18 protein-coding genes and 1 pseudogene are annotated in these 21,708 nt (G+C 41.5%); 8 read left to right on the forward strand and 11 right to left on the reverse strand.

The genetic code is table 11. The annotated features are described in order from the left end of the window. Positions 1–171: 171 nt before the first annotated feature. The 3 genes from L2D08_RS19735 to L2D08_RS19745 form a co-directional block, all read right to left on the reverse strand. Positions 172–459, reverse strand: coding sequence for a hypothetical protein (locus tag L2D08_RS19735; RefSeq protein ID WP_242236447.1), 288 nt, complete (start codon positions 457–459; stop codon positions 172–174). A gap of 184 nt (positions 460–643) precedes the next feature. After that, positions 644–940 carry a hypothetical protein gene (locus L2D08_RS19740; protein ID WP_242236449.1) on the reverse strand — a complete coding sequence of 99 codons (297 nt, stop codon included), beginning with the start codon at positions 938–940 and terminating at the stop codon, positions 644–646. Between the two features lie 211 nt (positions 941–1,151). Continuing rightward, positions 1,152–2,033 carry a LysR family transcriptional regulator gene (locus L2D08_RS19745; protein WP_242236451.1) on the reverse strand — a complete coding sequence of 294 codons (882 nt, stop codon included), beginning with the start codon at positions 2,031–2,033 and terminating at the stop codon, positions 1,152–1,154. Between the two features lie 122 nt (positions 2,034–2,155). Between L2D08_RS19745 and L2D08_RS19750 the strand changes: the two genes are divergently transcribed. Genes L2D08_RS19750 through L2D08_RS19760 form a run of 3 tightly spaced genes read left to right on the forward strand, consistent with a single transcriptional unit; the run spans position 2,156 to position 4,719 of the window. Next, positions 2,156–2,878 (forward strand): CoA transferase subunit A, encoded by a 723-nt coding sequence (locus L2D08_RS19750; RefSeq protein WP_242236452.1) that lies wholly within the window; start codon positions 2,156–2,158, stop codon positions 2,876–2,878. Between the two features lies 1 nt (position 2,879). Next, complete coding sequence (locus tag L2D08_RS19755; RefSeq protein ID WP_242236454.1) at positions 2,880–3,533, forward strand: CoA transferase subunit B; 654 nt, start codon at positions 2,880–2,882, stop codon at positions 3,531–3,533. Position 3,534: 1 nt separating this feature from the next. Further along, positions 3,535–4,719 carry an acetyl-CoA C-acetyltransferase gene (locus L2D08_RS19760; protein ID WP_242236456.1) on the forward strand — a complete coding sequence of 395 codons (1,185 nt, stop codon included), beginning with the start codon at positions 3,535–3,537 and terminating at the stop codon, positions 4,717–4,719. A gap of 349 nt (positions 4,720–5,068) precedes the next feature. Here the strand turns inward: L2D08_RS19760 and L2D08_RS24205 are convergent, their stop codons facing one another. Beyond that, positions 5,069–5,917: an STAS domain-containing protein gene (locus L2D08_RS24205; protein ID WP_304653941.1), complete on the reverse strand. Its 849-nt coding sequence runs from the start codon at positions 5,915–5,917 to the stop codon at positions 5,069–5,071. Positions 5,918–6,371: 454 nt separating this feature from the next. After that, entirely contained in the window at positions 6,372–6,974 is a 603-nt protein-coding gene (locus L2D08_RS19770; protein WP_242236458.1) for a TetR/AcrR family transcriptional regulator, read from the reverse strand. Positions 6,975–7,260: 286 nt separating this feature from the next. Here L2D08_RS19770 and L2D08_RS19775 point away from each other — a divergent pair, with 286 nt between their 5' ends. Both L2D08_RS19775 and L2D08_RS19780 read left to right on the forward strand, forming a co-directional pair. Then, on the forward strand, positions 7,261–8,685 hold the full coding sequence (locus L2D08_RS19775) for a DHA2 family efflux MFS transporter permease subunit (RefSeq protein WP_242236524.1): 1,425 nt from the start codon (positions 7,261–7,263) through the stop codon (positions 8,683–8,685). Positions 8,686–9,308: 623 nt separating this feature from the next. Beyond that, complete coding sequence (locus L2D08_RS19780; protein WP_242236459.1) at positions 9,309–9,683, forward strand: hypothetical protein; 375 nt, start codon at positions 9,309–9,311, stop codon at positions 9,681–9,683. A 274-nt stretch (positions 9,684–9,957) separates the two neighbouring features. On the opposite strand, the pseudogene L2D08_RS19785 reads toward L2D08_RS19780, so the two are convergent. Next, positions 9,958–10,570 (reverse strand): annotated as a pseudogene (locus tag L2D08_RS19785) (MMPL family transporter); the annotation flags it as partial. A 188-nt stretch (positions 10,571–10,758) separates the two neighbouring features. On the opposite strand from L2D08_RS19785, the gene L2D08_RS19790 reads away from it, so the two are divergent. From L2D08_RS19790 to L2D08_RS19800, 3 genes are all read left to right on the forward strand, one after another. Then, positions 10,759–11,655 (forward strand): oxidoreductase, encoded by an 897-nt coding sequence (locus tag L2D08_RS19790; RefSeq protein ID WP_242236460.1) that lies wholly within the window; start codon positions 10,759–10,761, stop codon positions 11,653–11,655. A 214-nt stretch (positions 11,656–11,869) separates the two neighbouring features. Continuing rightward, positions 11,870–13,444 (forward strand): acyl-CoA synthetase MbcS, encoded by a 1,575-nt coding sequence (gene mbcS, locus L2D08_RS19795; RefSeq protein ID WP_242236461.1) that lies wholly within the window; start codon positions 11,870–11,872, stop codon positions 13,442–13,444. A gap of 245 nt (positions 13,445–13,689) precedes the next feature. Further along, positions 13,690–14,136, forward strand: a complete 447-nt coding sequence (locus tag L2D08_RS19800) for an Hsp20/alpha crystallin family protein (protein WP_242236462.1) — start codon at positions 13,690–13,692, stop codon at positions 14,134–14,136. Between the two features lie 192 nt (positions 14,137–14,328). Here the strand turns inward: L2D08_RS19800 and L2D08_RS19805 are convergent, their stop codons facing one another. The 5 genes from L2D08_RS19805 to L2D08_RS19825 all read right to left on the reverse strand — a co-directional run bounded on the left by L2D08_RS19805 (position 14,329) and on the right by L2D08_RS19825 (position 21,371). Further along, positions 14,329–15,333, reverse strand: a complete 1,005-nt coding sequence (locus L2D08_RS19805; RefSeq protein ID WP_242236463.1) for a LacI family DNA-binding transcriptional regulator — start codon at positions 15,331–15,333, stop codon at positions 14,329–14,331. Positions 15,334–15,621: 288 nt separating this feature from the next. After that, complete coding sequence (locus L2D08_RS19810; protein WP_242236464.1) at positions 15,622–17,292, reverse strand: 5'-nucleotidase C-terminal domain-containing protein; 1,671 nt, start codon at positions 17,290–17,292, stop codon at positions 15,622–15,624. A 455-nt stretch (positions 17,293–17,747) separates the two neighbouring features. Continuing rightward, entirely contained in the window at positions 17,748–19,175 is a 1,428-nt protein-coding gene (gene xylE / locus L2D08_RS19815; protein ID WP_242236465.1) for a D-xylose transporter XylE, read from the reverse strand. Between the two features lie 261 nt (positions 19,176–19,436). Beyond that, positions 19,437–20,264 (reverse strand): sugar phosphate isomerase/epimerase family protein, encoded by an 828-nt coding sequence (locus L2D08_RS19820; protein ID WP_242236466.1) that lies wholly within the window; start codon positions 20,262–20,264, stop codon positions 19,437–19,439. A gap of 87 nt (positions 20,265–20,351) precedes the next feature. Further along, on the reverse strand, positions 20,352–21,371 hold the full coding sequence (locus L2D08_RS19825; RefSeq protein ID WP_242236467.1) for a Gfo/Idh/MocA family oxidoreductase: 1,020 nt from the start codon (positions 21,369–21,371) through the stop codon (positions 20,352–20,354). Positions 21,372–21,708: the final 337 nt, after the last annotated feature.

Here is a 21,708-nt window from a genome sequence, read left to right on the forward strand (position 1 = left end):
TTACTGGGGGTCGGAGATCCTCTTGCCCAGGAATCCCCCACTTCAACCGTCAGGTAAGTGGGTGGTAGTTCAAATCTATCTCCCTGTAATTTTCTAAGATGACAGCTTGTTTTTGGTTGTGTATTCACTAGTTTTAAATCGCTTACCATATTCTTCGAACCGTTATATTCATTACAACACAAAATACGAAATATGATCTATTAAAGAGAAAAAACCTTTTAAACCAAGCACAAGGAAAGCTAAAATGAGGTTGCAAACAGCGAGAATCTTCTTCTCATGTTTTTTACGCAGGGCGATCAAGCTTAAGATAATGACTATTGAGATGCCTATATAAAAAGGCAATGTCAGATCAAAGGGTGTTGGAACAAAAGCATATACTACTGACAAAGCAGCTAATAATATAACTAGAATGAATGCTGTATAACTCAGCCATGAACATTTTTTAGTTTTTATGATCATTTCCCCCCTTCTTTTTCATTTCATGAAATGTATTGCATCCTGGCTTTCTAATCGGCATTTTATGCTACTTAAAGATTTTTGACACAAAAAAACGGATTGTGGCTGCGAAAATAATTATTTTCATTAACCCAGCACGAATACCCCATCCACTTTAATGGATGGGGTATTTATGTTTGAAAAAAATCTAGATTGCATATTTCTCTGATGTATTAAGTCCGTTTCTTATCGTTTTAACGAGTCCTACCATTGATTCAAAAACGTCTGCCTTTGAGTATTTTCTGGTTTGTTCTTTCTCGAGCTTATAGTTATCATCCGATAATTTAAGAACCGTTACAAGGTGAACTTCTTCAGTTTGATCCACTAGAAGATAGGTGTAGTCCCCTTCCTTAGATTTATCTTCCCCCGAATTCCAAAGTTCCGTAATTTTAAAGTTGTCACCATAAAATTCTTTAACTGCAGCTAGTGGTGTTCTTTCTGCCATTTTATTCTTCCCCTCCTAAAGGTAATAAATGAAAATGAGCGGCCGAGTCTACTTGTCTTACATAATCCGTTTTAAATGCATTCCTCTGCCTGGTCTTTTATTAAAAGAATACAATTATGTTGGCTTTATTCCCTTTTTCATTAAAAATATTCAACAGACAAAGCAGTTAATATGTTATATATCCAGCATATAGATATATTAATCAAACCCACTAACTCCTTTCCTTCTTCAGGATTTTTAATACTTCTCTTAACGCAAAGGAACGGTATGCCCCTTTTTTCGTAATGATTCTAAGATCCCAAGGCACAGCAGGTCCGCTTAAAGGAACAATATGAATGTTGGCGTTATTCTGCTTATGGTAAATCGATTTCGGAAGCAGCGTAATGCCAAACTCGGAAGAAACAAGCTCAAGGATTAAGTCCCACTGTGAACTTTGATAAGAAACCTCCGGCGTAAACCCTGCATTCATACAAACCTTTTTAATATAGTCATGCAGCGTAAACTCTTCTGAAAAAAGAATAAACTGTTCATCTTTTAATTCACTGATACGAACGGCGTTCCGTCCGGCCAGAGGGTGATTTTTATGTACGTACAGGACAAACTCATCCGTAATAAATGGGTACACATGGAACGCCGATGTATCAGCTGGCAGTACAACAATGCCGAGGTCCACCTGCCCGGTTTCAACAAGCTGGCCAATCAGCTTTGCCCCGCGTTCCGTTAACTGGAGCGATACATTCGGATACTTTTCCTGAATTCTTCGGGCAATACCAGGAAAAAACAAGGTGCCAATCAGCGGTGGAATACCAATTTTAATTTCACCGGTTATCACGTTCATTAAGTCATCCAGTAACACAGGGATTTCAGCTAAGGATGCAGACGCTTTTTGTGCCTGTTTATACACAATCCGGCCGGCATCGGTCAGCCGCACATGGCGGGTAGAACGGTCAAACAGCTCTATATTCAGTTCTTCTTCTATTTTTTTGACCGCTTTACTGAAGGAAGGCTGTGAAAGATAGGAATGAGCGGCCGCCTTGGTAAAGCTCTGATGATGCGCCACTTCCATAAATAATTTTAAATCATGTAATTCCATTTATATCCCCTCATTTATTCGTTAAGTTCATATTATTTATTCTTTTTATGTATTTTACTTATAAATGTTCCTCCTGTACATTATTAAGTAACAGAATATTCACATTAAAGGAGGCAAAAACCATGAAGTCCAGCAAGCTATTCACCTCTTTTCCGCAAGCGGTTTCAGATATTCAGGACGGCTCCACATTAATTGTCGGCGGCTTCGGATTATGCGGCATTCCCGAGTGCTCCATTCAAGCTTTAAAAGAACAAGGCACAAAGAATTTAACCGTTGTCAGCAACAATTGCGGTGTGGATGACTGGGGGCTGGGCCTCCTTTTGGCAAACAGGCAGATTAAAAAAATGGTTTCCTCTTATGTAGGTGAAAATAAAATCTTTGAACAGCAGTTTTTAAGCGGCGAACTGGAAGTAGAGCTTACGCCGCAAGGAACACTTGCAGAGCGGATGAGGGCAGGCGGAGCCGGCATTCCAGGATTTTATACAGCCACAGGCATCGGAACACCGGTCGCCGAAGGCAAAGAAACGAAGGAATTTGACGGAAAAACCTATCTGCTGGAACGCGGCATTGTCGGGGACTTCGCGCTTGTCAAAGCCTGGAAGGCAGATACGCTGGGCAATCTTGTTTACCGGAAAACGTCCCGCAATTTCAACCCCCTGGCTGCGATGGCCGGTAAAATCACCATCGCTGAAGTGGAGGAAATTGTGGAGGCCGGTGAGCTGGATCCTGATGAAATCCATACGCCGGGCATTTACGTCCAGCGCCTCCTCCTCGGCAACGGCTACGAAAAACGGATTGAGCGGCGGACGGTTGTACATGCACAACTGGAGAAAAGGAGTGAATAAAATGAAAGATACACGTTCAGCTATTGTAAAAAGAGCCGTACAGGAGATTAAAGACGGCATGAACGTCAACCTGGGCATCGGCATGCCGACCCTGATTGCCAACGAGATACCGGACCATATTCATGTGCTGCTGCAGTCAGAAAACGGATTGCTCGGCATTGGCCCTTACCCGCTTGCAGGCGAGGAAGACGCAGACTTGATTAATGCAGGAAAAGAAACCATTACAACTGTTCCAGGCTCCTCTTTTTTCGATAGTGCTGAGTCCTTTGCCATGATCCGCGGAGGTCATATTGATCTTGCCATTCTCGGCGGAATGGAAGTGTCTCAAAATGGTGACCTGGCCAACTGGATGATTCCAGGCAAAATGGTGAAAGGGATGGGCGGGGCCATGGATCTTGTTAACGGCGCAAAACGGGTCGTTGTGATTATGGAGCATATGAATAAGCATGGTGAATCAAAAATCAAAACAAAATGCTCCCTCCCCCTTACCGGCCAAAAAGTGGTACACCGCCTGATTACCGATCTTGCCGTTTTTGATTTTACACCTAAAGGCATGGTTCTGACAGAAACAGCCAGCGGCATCACAGTAGAAGAAGTACAAGAGAAAACAGAAGCATCCTTTACCGTTGCCTCTTCTCTTTCGGAGGTGCAATAAGATGAGAAAAACAGTGATCATTGACGGTGCGCGGACACCTATAGGTAAATTCGGCGGTTCCCTTTCTTCCTTGAAAGCGACAGAACTTGGCGGCATTGCGATGAAAGAAGCTTTGAGACGAGCCGGCGTAAAACCGGAAGACGTCGATGAAGTTATTTTCGGTAACGTTTTGCAAGCTGGACAAGGACAGATCCCTTCCCGCCAGGCTGCACGGGAAGCTGGGATTCCCTGGGGTGTGAAAACAGAAACGATCAATAAAGTGTGTGCTTCAGGTCTTCGCAGTGTAACGCTTGGGGACCAAATTATCCGCCTGGGTGAGGAAGACATCATCCTCGCTGGAGGCATGGAATCTATGTCGAATGCGCCTTATGCCGTTTTCAAAGCACGATTTGGTGCACGTATGGGCGATACGCCTATGGTCGACTTAATGATTCATGACGGCCTTTCTTGCAGCTTTACCGGGGTCCACATGGGCACGTATGGAAACACAACGGCTGACCAGTTGGAATTATCCCGTGAAGACCAGGATACATGGGCTGTGCGCAGCCATGAGCGGGCGGTAGCTGCGATCGCAAATGGAACGATTTCCGAAGAAATTGTTGCGGTTGAGGTTCCCCAGCGAAAAGGAAAGCCTCTCATCATCGATACAGACGAAGCACCGCGTCATGACACGACAAAAGACGTTCTGGCCAAGCTGCGGCCTGCCTTTGGCAAAGAAGGCACAATCACTGCAGGAAATGCCCCGGGCGTAAATGATGGAGCGGCTGCACTCGTTTTAATGAGTGAGGAACGTGCTAAAAAAGAAGGGAAAAACGTTTTGGCCACGATCATTGCCCATGCAGAAGTAGCAGTTGAAGCTGAAAGGTTTCCACAGACACCCGGTCTCGTGATTAATGAACTATTAAAGAAAACAGGCAAATCAGTCGAAGATATTGACCTTTTTGAAATCAATGAAGCATTTGCTGCTGTAGCGCTCGCGAGCAATAAAATAGCTGGAGTGGATCCCGAAAAGGTAAACGTAAATGGCGGTGCCGTTGCATTCGGGCATCCAATCGGTGCAAGCGGAGCCCGAATTATTTTGACTCTGGCGTATGAACTGAGACGCCGTGGCGGCGGGATTGGCATCGCAGCCATCTGTTCAGGAAGCGGCCAGGGTGATGCAATTATGATTGAAGTGGCTGTCTAAGATATAGGCATATTACCGGGATCCTTTCGGTTCCGGTCTACTACTGGCCAACAAGGAAAGCTCATGATGACAGATCATCATGAGCTTTTTCCGTTTTCCCTGCGTCCATTGATTTAAAACAATATAACTGGGATTCTTATTTATTTCATTAAACTGTGATCAGTTGATATCAAGCAAAATCAACTCTATTCTTTCTTGGCTGAACTTTTCTTTTTCCAACTAGTTGTGGCTAGGTGAAGATTTATACCACCCCAACCTTTATATACATATATATAAGTATATTTGTATACGAATGAAGAAAAAATGGGTAAATCTCTGCAGTCAGCAATTTTATTATCTGATACAGGAATTATTTATGGGAAAAATCAATATCAGCCAAAGCTTGCTGGAGGTTTGCCCATGTTGCTTGTTTGCTGAAATCTAAACCAAGGCTTACGGCTGTTTGTGCAATTTCAGGTCGAATTCCTGTAAGAATCGTCTGAACACCCAGCAGTTTTAATGCATCGATTACTTTAAAAATCTGGTCTGCCACCATTGTATCAATCATCAGTACACCAGATAAATCAAGTATCAAATGCGTTAAGTTTAGCCTCTTGGCCGCTTTTAATGTTTCTTCCATCAACAGTCCAGCTCTTTCTGTATCTATATTGCCAATCAACGGCAAAACGGCTATACCTTTTGAAAGAGGGACAACTGGAACGGATAACTCTATAAATGCCGTTTTCGCATTTTCAAGGCTTTCCTTATAAAAATGGATATAGGTCAAACTAAAGCAATAAACAGCATGGTCAAGGAGCGGGTCAATTACCCTGGCAGATGCAAACACTATTCTCACTGACATGTTATGTTTTACTGCAGCTTCTTCTATGACTTCGCTTATAAAAGCACGATAATAAGGTGTATCTTTAAGCGCCTCATCTAATGGCACGCCTAAACTGTGGATAAATCGCCCTGTTTCTTTTCCCCATTTTTCTATATCTGCATATGCTTTTTCTTTATCTACGCCTCGTATAAGGGCTTCCCCAAAAAGAGACACAAAATTGGCTCTAATCTCTATCGCTTGTTGTTCCTCCAGCTGAGAAATGAGGTGTTTTTGTGCCTCAGCAGCTTCAGGTAACCTGATTTCATGGACCTTTTTAGCAATATCGTATTTTGTTTCTACTATTGTTTCTCCAAGAATTTTTAACTCATTTTCCATTTTTATTATCCCCCGAAGCATGCATCTATTTTCAGTATATTTAAAAACATATTACAGGAAATCAATTAATAGGAAAAGCCTTATGAACCCGTCCTATCCTTTTTAGTTTAACAAGAAAATCAACCATATCTTTTAATAAGTTTTTTTCTAAGTCAATATTGAAATTTAATAGTGTCGATATTCAACTCAACTACTTAACCAAGGCCGGTGCAATTGGCCTGTATGGTTGGAATTACCAATTAACATTTGCTTTATTATACAGGCTCTGCTTAACGATCGTACGGCTAGTTGTAAAAGAAGGCCCGTTTTCAATCCGCATCTTCAATTGTGATTAATAACAATGGGAATACGCTTTAGTTTTGGCCCTTTGCCTTGTTTTCATGCAACTAAAGCCATCATTATTTAAAAAGACCTCTTTTTCTCGCTGGCAGATGCCAGGAAACTTACTGATCACTCATAAAGGATTTTTATCTTGATTATAAGAAGTCAGCAAGTAAAACTGTTTTGCGAGAAAATGCGGTGTGTACGGCATATCGTTTCGCAGCCAGGATACGATCGTACCAATCAAAGCTGAAGATCTATGCCAAATTGCAATATCTTTTTGAATTCCTGCTTTATCAACGAAAGAATTCCTTCCTTTGTGTTCGAACCTTTCAGTAATAATTTCCGTGAGCATTGTTAACAAGCGCTCAGTAAAAATGGGTACCTTCCTTGAAGCCAAAGTAACCTTATAAAATCTAGAATGTTGAGCAATATGTTCAAGCAGCTTCTCAAGTTTCAGCCAATCCGCATTTTGGGGAGAGTCCTCATTCACTGGCTGACCGTTTATGACATTTTGAATGTCTTCAATCATAGCATCTGCCATCTTCTCTAACATATCCGGTATATCACGATAATGCAGATAAAACGTAACGCGGCTAATCGTAGCACGCTCCGCTATACGGCTGACAGACATTTTCTCGACATCCATTTCCTGCAGCAAATCCACAAAAGCCTCTTTAATTAATAACCGCGTACGAAGAATTCGAGGGTCTGTATGATCTTTCGTATGATCCATCGGTTTCCTTTTCCTTTCTCCTTAAAATGAAATATACAATTAATTAGGAAATGTATGATATTCCACAACTAAACAACACAAATTGAGTAAATGTAAATTACTTTACACGTTTCGATATATTGTAAATTGTAAAATATTCAGCTCTGCTGTAATCTATTTTATACATTGTTCATTATCTTACACATTGTAAATTAAATCTAGTGAGAAAAGAAAGGAAGTTTGCAGGTTGAATAAAGATATAGGTACAGATAGTCGTCCTGTTAAAAAAGGACCTATCCTGTTTATCATGATTTTGGGGGCATTTCTAGCCACATTGAATCAAACCATCATGAGCGTTGCCACCCCGGAATTAATGATTGATTTTCATATTTCAGCTGCTACGGCACAATGGCTGACAACTGGCTATATGTTAGTGAATGGTGTGCTCATCCCCATCACCGCGTATCTTATGCAAAGATTTACCACGCGCCAGCTTTTTCAAGCATCAATGCTGATCTTTCTGGCAGGTACAATCGTATCCGCTGCAGCCACAAGCTTCCCGGCCCTTTTGACCGGGCGTATGATCCAGGCAGCAGGTGCAGGTATTATTATGCCGTTGCTTATGAACGTTATTTTTACGCTTTTTCCCCCCAATAAAAGAGGTGCAGCGATGGGCATGGTGGGCTTTGCGATTATTTTTGCGCCAGCCATCGGCCCTACTATGGCAGGATATATCCTGGAAAACTTCAAATGGGAAGTTATGTTCTATGGCATGATTCCGTTTGCCCTTTTGGTCATTATCTGCGGCTTTGTTTATTTAAAGAACATTTCAGAACAAGTGATAACGAAAATTGATATGATCAGTGTCATCCTCTCAACAATAGGGTTTGGCACGCTGTTATACGGATTCAGCCGGGCTGGCAGCGAAGGCTGGTCCAGCAGTGAGGTGCTCCTCTCTATTGCCGTAGGGGTCGTTGCACTTGGACTTTTTACATGGAGACAGTTAACGTCTCAGAGTCCGTTGCTGGATCTTCGTGCCTTCAAATATAATATGTTCTCCCTGACAACCGTCATCAACATTGCGATTACAATGGTGATGTATGCAGATATGATGCTGCTCCCACTGTACTTGCAGAGTGCACGCGGCTACACAGCTTTAGAATCTGGTTTATTGCTTCTTCCTGGTGCGCTTGTGATGGGCTTCTTAATGCCTGTTACCGGCAGGCTGTTTGACCGGTATGGAGCAAAATGGCTCTCTATTATCGGTTTGATTATTACCATCATTACCACAATTGGCTTTATTGATTTAACAGACTCAACCAGCTACACATACTTGATTCTAATGTCTACAGGCCGTCGTATCGGAATGGCACTGATGCTGATGCCAATTCAAACAGCTGGCTTAAATCAACTGCCTTCTAACTTGAGTGCTCATGGCACCGCAATCTCCAATACCATCAGGCAGGTAGCAGGTGCAGTCGGCACCTCCCTTCTTGTAACGGTGATGACAGACCGCACTAAAACACATCTAACGGACATGATGTCTACGGGCGAAAACGGGGCAAACCAACAACAAATGATATTGGAAGCCACTATTCAGGGGATTAACGACGCTTATGTGGTCATTATCGGAATAGCCGTTATCGCATTGGTTTTGTCCTTTTTTATCAAACGTACAGAACAAAGCTTAGAAGAGATTTCCAGCACTAACTTGAATAAAGCTGCTAATTAAAAAAGCGTAAGGCACAAAACAAGTGTAAAGAAGGCTTAGGAGGAACATGAATAATCTTCTGCTATGTTAAACACTCAAGCAACTAAACAAGTCAAAAAGCAGTGATGATAACATCACTGCTTTTTGACTTGTTCTTATTTAATGGATCTGCTGGTGAACAACCTGCTGTCCCCTCTTTATGATTTCTTGCACATTGTCTCTTTTTCTGTAGACAAATAGATAATAATCGGATACTGAAAATGTTGATGAAAACGGATCAAGGCACTTAAAAATGGCGGATAGCTCCGAATCCTAGCCGGTCCCCTTTATACTATTTTTGGTATTTTCCCAATTACGATATAGTTTACTATTAAAGATTTAGTCATTATGAACGATAAATATTATAGGAATTAGTACTATAGATTCCGCCACCATCATGTCACTTATTGTTATGTTTGCAGTTGTTCACAATCTTTTCTTAGAAATAATAACCAGCAGTATGCAATTTGTCCTAAAAAGTAAGTATTTTTATTTTTTCAACGACATATACTTAAGAAATAAATGGACATATAATAGCGTTTTACATTTATACCAATACTTTTACAAAAGGAGGAAAGCAGATTTTTACTTTATCTGCTGATTCTATGAACAATAAAACAATTGAGATACACGTTAACGAGTTTTGGGAAAAATACCTTGCAGCATCTAACATACGGGAACTGATTGATCTTCTGAATTGGTGCGATGAACTTTCTTCAGAATTGCTGGACAAAGGAATGGATGATGAGACCTTCCGAGAGTTTTTAAATTCGATTCCGAATATGATTATTACGGCCAAAATTCGCAATGGAATGCACCGGAGATTTTGTGAAAAACTAGAAGATCAAAATCTTATTTTTAAAGTAACTTCTAAGCATATTTCTACCATGCCACAAGAAGAAATAAGCACCCTTTTATATTACGATAAACGCAAAGAGCTTTCTTCCGATCCAGAATTTAAAAAGAAAATGATGTTATAAATGAAATAACTTAATTTAATTACCCTGAGTAACACAACAAGCGATCTTTCCTGTATAAGATTGCTTTTTCTTTTCTGCGCGCATGTCAAATACCACTTAAAATATGTGCAACTTGCCGGCAAAAGTGACAGCATCCGCAGTATCCTGAATGAAAGTTCGTTCGCAACTATTTTTGTTCAATAGGATATGACTCAGCCCTTCAATAAAAAATCCGCTATTCCATAAAGGAAAGCGGATTTTTAACTTAACGACGAGTTTGCTTCAGCTTTTCTATTTAAACAGCCCTGTCGTTTTTCTTTTCAATGTGGTTCATAATGGTTTCTCCCTCAACGTCGATATTCGGCAAAATTTTATCCAGCCATTTTGGCAAATACCAAGCTGATTTCCCCATTAACGCCATAACGGCAGGCATAATGGTCATTCTCACAACAAACGCGTCAAAGAGAACACCAAACGCCAGGGCCCTTCCCATTACTTTAATCATCGCATCAGGCGTCATCATAAAGCCAATGAATACCGCCATCATGATCAATCCTGCTGCTGTCGCGCATTCCATCTAGAACGGCTTTGAGGGAATCTCCTGTATGAACATACACTTCACGCATTTTGCTGACCAGGAAGATCTCGTAATCCATTGCCAGCCCGAATAAGATTCTGATCAAGATAACAGGCAGGAACGCTAAGATCGGGCCTGAAGCCGGAAAACCAAAGAGGTCAAGCAGGTTTCCATCCTGCACGATAAATACGACAACTCCAAGTGTAGCACCCAGGGAAAGCAGGAATCCTAATACGGTTTTTAATGGAATTAAAAGAGACCCAAATACCAGAACCAGGAGTACATAAGCAAGCCCTACGATGAGTAAGGCGAATACTGGAAGGGCATCATTTTTAAAAACCGGGTATTTTCTTTGCTTTCTTTTGTATTCCTGTATATGATTCTTCCCATATAGTCCTTGATTTTAATAACTGCCATGAGGGCAGCACCGATTTCTTACATATTGGACAGAACAGAGAAAGAAATGGCACATTTTTCGGATTAATAGATTTTTATAACATATTAACGGGAGGAATAGGTTTGGGAAAACAAGATGTAAAAGGAAAGAAAGTGATCATTACCGGAGCAAACAGCGGAATAGGTTTTGAGGCTGCCAAAGTATTGACAGCACAAGGTGCCGACGTCATACTGGCGGTTCGAAACGAGGAAAAAGGAAAAGAAGCAGCACAAAATATTAAAAAGGATCATGAAGGTGCAAAGGTCTCGGTTATGACACTGGATTTGGCGGACCTTGCCAGCGTAAAAGCATTCGCTGATTTGTACAGAGAGCGTTTTGGCCAGCTCGACATCCTGATTAATAATGCAGGCGTGATGGTCCCTCCCTACCAGAAGACGAAGGATGGATTCGAATTGCAGTTTGGCGGAAACCATTTGGGCCACTTTGCCCTCACCGGCCATTTGCTTCCGCTGCTAAAAGCGGCTCCTTTCGCCCGCGTGGTCACGCTGAGCAGCATTGCACATAGAAAAGCATCCATCGACTTTAGTAACTTGGACGGCTCTAAAGGCTACAAAGCAATGAAGTTTTACCGTCAAAGCAAGCTTGCGAACCTTTTGTTCGCAAAGGAATTCGACAACCGGCTGAAACAAGCTGGAATAAATGCAATGAGCGTGGCGTGCCATCCGGGGATTAGTGCGACGAACCTTTTCAAAGTCGGAGGGGAACGCATGCAGCCAATCGTGAAATCCCTGCTCTACCGGTTTTTCCAGACACCGGAAATGGGGGCCTTGCCTACCATTTATGCTGCGGCCGAAGAAACATTGAAAGGCGGAGAATACATCGGCCCGGACGGAAGAGGAAACCACAAAGGATACCCTGCGATCGAAGTGCCTGCCAAAGGAGTGTATGATGAGAAAACAATGAAGAAACTATGGGATGTGTCCGAGGAATTAACAGGAGTCGTATTTGATTTCTCGTGAACTATCGGTAAAGAATAACAAAGCCTGGAATTCTACAAATGAAAGAATAAGCCCCATTCCCCGCTCAAGGAATCGGGCTTATTTGTATGGATACAACATAATTTCAATTCTTTAGATCTGATCCGTTCAGTCCAATTTATTAGCGCCAGGTACTAAATCCAGGTATAATATAATAGAGATGAGATAACTTTACACGAATTGAGGTCCTTTATATATGTATGATTATAAAACGGAGTTAACGGCACCGGAAAATTATAATATTACGCAGGAAATTGAGAAGCATGCTTCGGATAAACTGGCTCTCGTTTATCAAAATGAAGCTGGAGCTACTCAAACGATCACGTATAACGAGCTGATTAAACAATCCAATAAGCTTGCGAATGGGTTAAACCATCTTGGTTTGGAAAAGGGAGACCGTGTTATGATCGTGACGACTCGCTTAATTGAGTCTTATGTGATTTATATGGCTTGTTTAAAAGCAGGACTTGTCATTATCCCTTCTTCTGAACTGCTGCGTGCCAAGGATATCGCTTACCGGCTGAACCACTCTGAAGCCAAAGCGGTGATTTCTTATGCTGATTTTACAAATGAAATTGATGCCATTGAGGAAGAGCTTCCGTATCTTGAACGCAAAGTTTCTTTTGGAGGAACAAAGGCTGGGTGGGCAGATCTTCATAGCATCATGGATTCTTCTTCTGAGAACTTCGACAACCAAATCACGAAACGCGACGACCTTGCTTTTCTCGCTTACACTTCCGGCACAACCGGGAATCCAAAAGGTGTTGCTCATGCACATAGCTGGGGTTATGCCCATATTCGTATCGCTGCTGAAGAATGGCTTAATATTAAAGAATCGGATACTGTATGGGCAACAGCTGCTCCAGGCTGGCAAAAATGGGTATGGTCCCCCTTCCTTTCGGTTTTAGGTTCAGGTGCAACCGGATTTGTTTATCAGGGAAGATTCACTCCTCAGAAATACTTAAAGCTGCTTCAAGATCAAAAGATCAACGTGCTGTGCTGTACGCCTACTGAGTACCGAATGATGGCCAAAACAGAAGGATTGAATCAATACGACCTTTCGAAATTGAGAAGTGCTGTTTCAGCCGGGGAAGCCCTTAATATGGAAGTGATCGATGTATTTAAAAATACATTTAACATCCAAATAAGGGACGGCTATGGACAAACGGAAAGCACACTTTTAATCGGAACGCTGCAGGGTGCCGAACATAAAATAGGCTCAATGGGCAAACCGATCTTGAATGATACGATTGACATCGTTGATGAGGATGGTGTTCCCGTTCAAACAGGTGAGATTGGCAATATCGCCATTCGGAAAGAATTGCCGGCACTCTTTAAAATGTATTATAAAGACCCCGAAAAAACGGAAAGTTCCTATACAGGAGATTATTTCTTAACAGGGGACCGCGCCAGCAAAGATGAAGAAGGCTTCTACTGGTTCCAGGGAAGAAGTGATGATGTCATTATCAGCTCCGGTTATACAATCGGCCCCTTTGAAATTGAAGATGCTTTAATGAAACATCCTGCTGTACTGGAATGTGCGGCTGTTGCAAGCCCTGATGAAATTAGAGGGAATGTCGTGAAAGCTTTTATTGTCTTACAAAATGGAGTTGAAGGTTCCGCTGAACTTGTAAAGGAACTGCAGAGCTTTGTTAAACAAATAACAGCACCTTATAAGTATCCAAGACTTATCGAGTTCGTTGATCACCTGCCGAAAACGGATTCCGGAAAAATCAAACGTGTTGATTTAAGAGACCGCGGGAATCAATGATACCCCTGAACTCCCTCCTATTGAACAGCAGCCAAGTACAGACTTGGCTGTTTTTTTTATGCCATCTTTGCAATAATGATTTTCAGTCTGCAGCAAATGGCTGTTTAGCATAATGAATTCAAGAAACCAGCAGGTATATCGGGGGCGGTTGACGTCGTTGTTAATATGAATAAAAACAGGATTTACTAAGTTCCTTTCCGAAGCCTTGTGCATAATTTGTTAAAAAAGACAAAGGAGAGAGACTATTGGATTTTAATAAAAATAACCTTCCTGACCTGTTTCAAGGTTCCGTCGGAGGTTTAATGAAATCGTTTGATTCTCTTTTTAATGAATCGATGAAGTATGTTGGCTATTATTTCAGCCAGCCAATTTCTGATTTAACCTGCTATGAAACGGGCTCAAATATGGTCATTGAGGCAGCATTAAAGAACTGCAGGAAAGATCAGATACAAATCTATATGCTAAGAAACGGCCAGGTAAAAATTAGTGTAGAAAACATTTCTTCTACCACAGCCCAAAATGATAAAGATGAAATCATTTTTCAAAATCAATGCGTACAGAAAGTCGAAAGAATCGTAACACTGCCCTGCTCGCCTGGAACGGACAAAGTAAAAGCAACATTTAAGGATGGACTGCTGAGAGTCATTATCCCAAAAAGAGAACAAGCGGAAACCATCATTGAGATTGACTAACCCCCTTTTTTCTTATCGGAAGATATATTGGCTAAGGGGGAAAGCAGGCTGACTAACAGCACTTGCCTTGATGTTTTATAAATTTTTTCTATTCGGCTCAGCCTGCTCACTCCCTTTCCTCACCCTTTTCCCCTGATTTAAGAATAAAAGAAAAAAGAACCATGATCTGGTTCTTTAGAAAAAGGTAAAATATTAACTCTCTTTTTTCTTTGCTGTAGAGTTTCGCACCACCAATTTAGGAGACAGGATGACGCGCTGTTTGGATTCCTTCTTTTTCTCAATTTCTTCAATAAGCAGCTCCACTACTTTTTTTCCCATCTCATCGATCGGCTGGGCAATCGTTGTTAAAGGCGGCTCACAGATAGTGGACAGAATGGTATTATCAAATCCGACAATCGATAGCTCATTTGGAACTTGTATATTCCGCCCGCGTGCTCCCTGCAGTGCCCCGATTGCCAATGCTTCCGTAGAAGCAAAAACGGCTGTTGGCGGACTCTGTTTTTTTAATAGGCTCAACATCGCCTCTTTTCCTTCATCAATGGAAATATTGTTATGTATAACGAAGCTTTCATCATACGGTAAACCGTGTTCTTCAAGCGCATTTCTAAAGCCTTGAACCCTTGATCGGACGACTGAATAGGTGGCGTCCTCTGTGATCATGGCAATCTTTTCGTGTCCAAGGTTAATTAAATGTTTTGTGGCTTCATAACCGCCTAAATAATCATCCACCAGCACCGTATCTACTGCAAGAGAAGGAACGTCTCTTGAAAGCAAGGCCATCGGAAGATTCGTTTTCATCAGCTCTTTGATAGACTTCTCTTTTTTCAGTCCTGTTGCGACAATGATTCCATCTGTGTACTTTTGCTTGAGAATCGAAATGTATTCCAATTCATTTTTAATGTCATTGTCTGTGCTGCAAATCATCAGACTGTAACCATGCCGCTTAAGATGGTTTTCAATGCTGCGCGCTATTTCTGCCATAAACGGGTTAGCAATGCTCGGTATTAAAAGCCCAACCGTTTGAATGCGCTTTTTTACGGATGCTGTAACACTGGGCTGATAATTTAATTCCTGCATCGTTTCCTGCACTTTTTTTCTTGTTTTGTCTGCCAGGTTCCCAGTATTATTAAGCACTTTAGATACAGTAGAAATGGACACGCCTGCTTTTTTAGCTACATCATAGATGGTAGGTTTCATCGTTCCCTTTCCCCTCTTTTCTTTCTCACTACTTTACTATCTATTTTAACCCATTTTGACTGGAATTAAAGAAGAGGCTGTCGTTGAGAAAGCGATTTATAATTGAAGGCTTTAACGGGAATGCCTCGCTTTTTTTCCTGCTTTCTTTCAGAAAAGCTCGCTCTGTTAAGCTTTAATGTTGTTGCTTCATCCAGAGTTGACTGCAATAAAAAGAAGAGCAGCTGGTGAAAGCCACTCTCCTTTTATATCCATTTTAAGTTTAAAACTTCTTGATAGATTTATTCATTATTATTGAGCAGCCGCCGCAACTGGAGTTACTTCCTTAATACGTCCCTCTTGCTTGTATTCAAATGGGCTAGGCAATGTTTTGACATAGTCGACTGTTGCTTGGATATCCTCCGGTCCTACTTCCATACCGCGGGAAAGAGCTGCGATGCCATACTTTGTATTACCAAACATATAATTGTTTACGACCACGGTATATTCTCTTGTTTTATCAATGTTGCTTCCATCAGGGAGGGTAATATCCACAACTTTTGCTGTGTTTGTTTGAGCATCCACTGTATACGTATAGTTGAATCCAGCAACATGGAAGTCATATCCTGCAGGAGAGAGCTGGTTATTTAATATCGTTTCTAAATCAGCACCTGTTACAGTTATTTTATTTAACACGTTGCCAAATGGCTGAATAGAGAACAAATCACCAAATGTTACTTCCCCGGCGTCAAGCTGCGCCCGCACTCCACCGCCGTTCATAAGGGCAAAGTCTGCATCCATATTTGCCTTCATTCCGTCGGCAATCAAATTCCCCAGCGGCAGGTCACGATAATCCCCAGTATAAGCTTTAGCGGTAGACAGCGTGGTTAAAGAATGCCCAACCACCTCCGCTTTTATAGGTTCCACTAAATCCTTGTACTTATTGATAATGGTTGAAACTTCCGCATCTGGTGTGTAATCTTTTTGATACACGGTCACGATTTCGGCTTGCTTGTTCACGACATCCCCCGAAATTGAATCAAGTTCAAGGTCTACATCGGAAAATGCCGAACCATATGAATATGATTGTACGATTAACTTGCTGTCGACTACTTTATTGACTTTTGCATGGTTATGGGCAGAAAAGATTACATCTATTTCATCGTTCACATTCTCAGCGATTTTGGACGCATCAAATGTATCACCGTTGCCCGTTTGGGTTGTCGGATTATGAGCGAGTACCACAATGGCCTCTACGCCTTTTTTCTTCAATTTCTCCGCATACTTGTTAATGGCTTCAGCTTCATCCGTGATTTTAAGGGTTTCATTCCCTTTGCTTACGATAATATTAGGTGTTTCCTGGGTTACGACCCCGATGAACCCAATTTTCTTACCGCCTGCTTTTTTAACGACATAAGGCTTTGTGATTAATTCTCCCGTTGCCGTATCAAACGCATTAGCCGCCACGACCGGGAAATTCATTCCGTCGTATCCAGGAACCCCCTTTGGATGGTCCCCACCCCCAATCATACGACGCAATTCTTCGATCCCTTCATCAAATTCATGGTTTCCAAGTGTTCCTACGTCAAACCCCATGGATTCCATCACTTCAACAGTTGGCTCATCTTGGAAAGCTGCTGAAACAAGCGGGCTTCCACCAATCATATCACCAGTATGTACTAAAAAAGTATTTGGATTTGCCGCTTCTCTCTGTCTCATCGCTGCAGCCGTGTATTCCATACTTCCGGCAGGCACATTCTCGCCATCTAATTTTAGTTTTGTCACGGTATCGATTTGCCCATGCAGGTCATTTAACCCCAGCAATTGCACCTTGACTGTACTTGCATTCTGGTTTTGCTTATTCTGTTTTTCTTTATTGTCTGAAGCAAAAGCTTGGGATGAAACAGCAGTAGAGGATAAAACCGTTACCACTAATGATGCTCGTAGGAATTTCTTTACAGAATCTTTCTTTCTTCTTTTCATATAGATTCACTCTCCCGGCGAAGTGTTCATTTCATAGTTTTAACCAAAATGAGCATATCAGATGAAAGGAGGTTTTTTGTTAAGATTATGTAAGGCTTATGTTAAAATTTTAAATTCGTATCAGTTTCCAGACGATCAACTAAATGGCTGTATTAACTTTTATTGTTGTTACGATGCAAAATGACAGGACTTCGTTTAAAAGCCCCGTCATTTTGCATCGTAACCATCACCACCTTCACAATTTGGACTTTCAGTAGAACCGAAAATAGGAAGCGCTCACCTTTTTGCTGGATGGCTGTGACACATCTCTTGTTTAAAAAGTGTATAAAGAAATGGGTTCAACCCTACATTCATTTTAAGGAAAGCGCTCCATATAAGAAGTGCATTTTGACCATTTGAACGCCCATAGCCGTCTCACTTTGCACCTTAAACTATTTTTCATCAGCTTGCTGCACTTATGAACCAACTTTTTTCGGGCGCAAATCGGCAATCTTTTCAGCTTGTGCTGGCTTCCAATGTGTTTCAATCTCTTCTAGTGTTTTTCCTTTCGTTTCTGGAACCCATTTCCATACAAAAATGAAAGCAAGCACACACATCAGTCCATAGAAGCTATACGTCATACCAGCGCTTATTTCCAACAACGAAGGAAATGTAGCAGATATCAGTAAATTTGAGCTCCAATTGGCTGCTACTGTTATTGCCATCACCTGGCCTCTTATTTTATTCGGGAAAATTTCAGAAGCCAGGACCCACGTAAGCGGACCCCATGATAAATTGTAAAAAGCGGCGTAAAGCAAAATCAGTACCAATGCTCCGACTCCCATCGAATCGGCAAACGATAAAGCAGCTACGCCAAACATGCCAACCGTCATCCCAAGCGAGCCAAGAAGCAGCAAGCGCTTTCTTCCCCATTTATCAACGGCTATGAGAGCCAGGAAAACAAAAATGAAGTTGACGACTCCCAGAAGAACCGTTTGAAGCATGGAAGTATCTGCACTCGCTCCCATATCAGCAAATATACGGGGTGCATAGTACAAAATGACATTGATCCCGACAAACTGCTGGAACGCCGCTATTAAAATTCCGACGATGACAACCAGCTTCCCGTATGAAAAAACATGTCCTTTCTGCGTATCCATCGTTTGTTTGACTTCATAATAAATTTCTTTTGCAATTTCTTTTGATCCATTTATTTTCTCTAAAATGTTTAAGGCTTCTTCGTCCCTATTTTTTGAGATTAGATAACGTGGTGTTTCGGGCACTAAAAACAGGAGGAAAAAGAATAAAAGTGCTGGAATGGCCTCAGAGGCAAACATGTATCTCCAGCCTAAATCATTGATCCAGCTGATGCTTTGCCCGGCCGCTATTCTCCAGTTCACAAAATACACCAGCAGCGTACCGAAAATGATTGCTAGATTATTTAGGGTTACCAGCCTTCCTCTAATGTTTGCGGGAGATGTTTCACTAATATATAACGGTCCTAATCCGGAGGCTAAACCAACACCTATTCCTCCAATAATTCTGTACACGTTAAACATAACGAAAAGACCGACCGTTGGTTCCCCTTTTTCAAAAAAGAGAAACTCAGGATAACTAGAAAGCACTGCTGAAATAAAAAACAAAACAGCGGCAATGATCAATGAATTTCTGCGCCCTATTCGATTGGCGACAACTCCACTAATCAGTCCACCCACAATACATCCAATCAAAGCGCTTGATACCGTCAGTCCATGAAACATGGTGTTTAACCCAAGTTTCTCTATAAAGTAAACTTGCAGTGATTGTTCCGCACCTGAGATTACTGCTGTATCGTATCCGAACAATAAACCCCCTAATGCAGTAATGGCCGTTAAGTAAATGATGTATTTCATGTTTGGTTTCATTGTTCAACCTCACTCTCATCATAAATTTGATAGAGAAAATTCCAAGAAATATTTTTCTGATTACTGGAATAATAGCATTTCAATGATCAAATGACCTGGTGCTTAGACTCACACCTTAAACTTTAATCGCCCCCTTTAAAATGATCTTTTCCATTGGGGCATTGAAAACGATTTTCTTGTCTGGATTCATGGAATATTGCCATGAATCCAGACAAGTTTGTTCAAACAGCTTGTTTAAAATAAAGATATAAAGAGTCATTTTTAAGAGCTTACTTTAGCTAGATCCCATTCCTTTATTTTTTGCAAAGAATCCTTGTAGTACCCTGCTACAACTTCTACATAATTCCCGTCTTTAACTGGCGTAAATGGATTTGGACCTTTGGCTGTCATTTCCATAATGATCGGCCCCTTATATCCGATTTCATGCAAAGCCTCAATTTGGCCTTTAATATCTGCATGTCCGTTGCCAACCGCTTGTCTGTTCGAATCTGCCACATGATAAACACCCAGTTTGTCCTTTGTCTTCTTCAACGCCTTAATCGGGCAAGGTTCTTCAATATTCATATGGTAAGCATCTAACAGCACATTAAACTTTTCGCTTTTCACTTCGTCCAATAAACACAGCGCTTCCCCCGCTGTAACAATCTGGTGGTTTTCATAACGATTCAGCACTTCAAACACGACCTCAATATCAAGATCCTCTGCTTTTTGCAGGATCGTCGATGAGCTTTTCACAAGCAAATCCCAATCTTTTGCTGAGTCTCCACATCCTTGCGTTTTCCCTACATCACCATGCAGACAGATTCTTTGAGCACCCAGTTTCTGCGCCCAGCTTAATAGATCTAAAAAATATTGAACCGCACTGGAGCGAACCTGTTCATCAGCACTGGAAATATCCACATTATCAGGGGTGACGGATAAAACTTTTAAATCATGCTTCCTTAAGGCGGCTTGCAATTCAACTGGGTCTTGAGACAAGTTCCCTTGAACTTCTACTCCGCTTACGCCGATTTCTTTTGCAAGCTTACATTTTTCCTCGAAGGCGATTTCTCCAAATGTCCAAAGGCACAGACCATACTCTCTCACCATTTGTTTCCCTCCACACATAAAATAGTTTGAATTATCCGAATTTTAAAGACGTTAATCGATCTATTCGGAGACTCTCCTGCCCCCTCTTTAAATGAAAACAGGGCTCTCGATTTTGACCGGACGGTTGGTTTTAACCGATTCTATACTAGCAAGGGCGATTTGCAGCGCCCAGCGTGCATCTTTTGCGGTCGCATAAGGCTGCGTGTTGTTGATTACACAATCGGCAAAACTTCTTAATTCGTCAACGTAAGCATCAAACAGTAAATCCTGGTCATAGCGGGATGTATCAAAACTTACACCGTTCTGGTCGTATCTTGTCATGCTGGATTGACGTATTCCACCGGCAGTCAGCATGCCGTTTGAGCCAAATACTTCTCCTCGAATGTCATATCCATATACAGCCTGGAAATTCGCTTCTGCCGTAGCCATAGCTCCATTGTCGAATTTCACCGTAACAAGCGCCGTATCTAATAGTCCGCTTTCTTTCAAATCCGGCCGAATCAGCGCATCCGCCATTGCATACACTTCAACCGGCTTTGCCCCTGGATTTAAATACATAAGGGTATCAAAATCATGAATAAGGGTTTCTAAAAAGATAGTCCATTCTGGAATAGATTCCGCTCTATTCAATTTTGGATCTTTTGTCGTTGATTTTATTAGTTGCGGGGTGCCTATTTTTCCGGAAACGATTTCTTCATGAGCTGCTTTAAACCCTTTTTCAAATCTTCTATTAAATCCTACCTGCATGACCGCGTTTGTTTCCTCTACTGCCTGCACAATGGCATTGGCTTCTTCCAAGTTTACGGCCATTGGCTTTTCACAAAATACCGCTTTCTTGTGTTCAATCGCCGCAAGGACGTTGCGTGCATGCGTCCGGGCAGGTGAAACAATGACCACAGCATCCACTTGCGGATCTTGAATCAGGTCAAGAGGGTCTGTATACGTTTTTGCCTCTACATTTAATTTCTTTACTAAGTTCTCTGCAGCACCAGGAACTGGATCTGCAACCGCATACAAATTAGCCTGCGGTACACGGTAAGCAATGCTTTCTCCATGAAAAGCGCCCATTCGTCCGGCGCCGATTAACCCAATGTTTACTTTATTCATAACAATCCCTCCAAAATAGTTTTATATCCCTGTTTAAATTAGGAAAGCACTTTCCTTTGAATCAGATTGTAAGCCATTACAAAATATTAGTCAAACATTTTTTAACTAAAAATAACAACTCGCTTTACAATACACCGCAGAACTTTTGATAATTCGAGCTGTATTATTAGATATTTCATCATCCTATTTACTATAAAACTAAGGAGTATGCAGGAAACAACTTTCCTTACTTTCTCCTAAACAAATTCATTTCTTTTCCTCCTATCACTCGCCAAAGCAGCTCGTTGTTTTGAGGTTTTTAAGCTGTGTACCCAGGTAGCTGAGAAGTGACGGTATT

Origin of the sequence: Domibacillus sp. PGB-M46, from assembly GCF_022668875.1 — a bacterium.
Taxonomy (GTDB): domain Bacteria; phylum Bacillota; class Bacilli; order Bacillales; family Domibacillaceae; genus Domibacillus.